Origin of the sequence: Mesorhizobium sp. M0047, from assembly GCF_040323315.1 — a bacterium.
Taxonomy (GTDB): domain Bacteria; phylum Pseudomonadota; class Alphaproteobacteria; order Rhizobiales; family Rhizobiaceae; genus Mesorhizobium.
This window is the reverse complement of record NZ_JAMYUW010000107.1, coordinates 1-1,042: the sequence shown is the minus strand read 5'-3', so window position 1 is coordinate 1,042 and position 1,042 is coordinate 1. Positions and strand designations below refer to the sequence as shown.

Below are 1,042 nucleotides of genomic sequence, written 5' to 3'. Positions count from 1 at the left end.
TGCGGGTTTCGCAAAGTCCCGGACAAGGAATTCAGTAAGTCGCGGACACGGATTTCAGTAAGTTCGGGACAGGGATTTCAGTAAGTCGCGGACAAAACAGGCGGCGGAATTAGGTCGATTTTCGTGAGCGCCGATCTGGCATTTTGCCCTCGTATTCGAAGCGAGGACATCAATGCCGAGACGGAAGCGAGCGAGACATACGAGCGTGAAGGACATCCGATCGATACTGCGGCTGACGTTCGAGCAGGAACTCCCTGTGCGGGCCGTTTCGGAGCGTTTGAAGATCAGCAAGACGTCGGTATCGACGTATCTGCTGCGGGCACGGGAAGCCGGACTTGCGGTCTGGCCGCTGCCCCCTGGACTGGACGATGACGAGGTTCTGGAGCGACGGCTCTTTCGCCGGATGGGACGGCCGCCGCGTGACATCGATGAGCCGGACTGGCCGAAGATTGCCAGCGAGCTGAAGCGCAAGGGCGTGACGCTCAATCTGCTGTGGCAGGAATATCGTGAGAGCCATCTGGACGGCTATGGCTACACCTGGTTCTGCTGCCGTTTTGCCGAATACGAAAGCCGCGTCAAACCCAGCTATCGCAGCCGGCACGTTGCTGGCGTCGCCATGGAGTGCGACTATGCTGGCCACACGATCCCCGTCATCGACCCGTCGACAGGAGAGATCCGCGCAGCGCAGATTTACGTCGCGGTGCTGAGCGCGTCTCAATTGACGTTCTCTTATGCGAGCTTCAGCCAGAAGCTGCCGGATTGGATCGAAGCGAACCAACGGGCCTTCAGTTACTTCGGCGGCGCGACGAAGACGACGATCTGCGACAATCTCAAATCCGCGGTTGCCAAGGCTCTTTGGTTCGAGCCGACGTTAAATGCGACCTTCGCCGCCTTCGCCGAGCACTACGATACGACCATCCTGCCAGCGCGGCCAAAACGTCCTCGGGATAAGCCCTCCGCCGAAGGTTCAGTTTTAATCGTCGAGAGGTGGGTGCTGGCCAGGCTTCGAAACGAACGCTTCTTCAGCCTTGCTGATCTCAAT

The 1,042-nt window shown here is 58.7% G+C and carries 1 protein-coding gene; it reads left to right on the top strand.

The genetic code is table 11. The annotated features are described in order from the left end of the window. Positions 1 to 172: 172 nt before the first annotated feature. Positions 173 to 1,042, top strand: an 870-nt coding sequence (istA, locus tag NKJ89_RS35570) for an IS21 family transposase (protein ID WP_352609071.1), incomplete at its 3' end; no start/stop codon positions are given.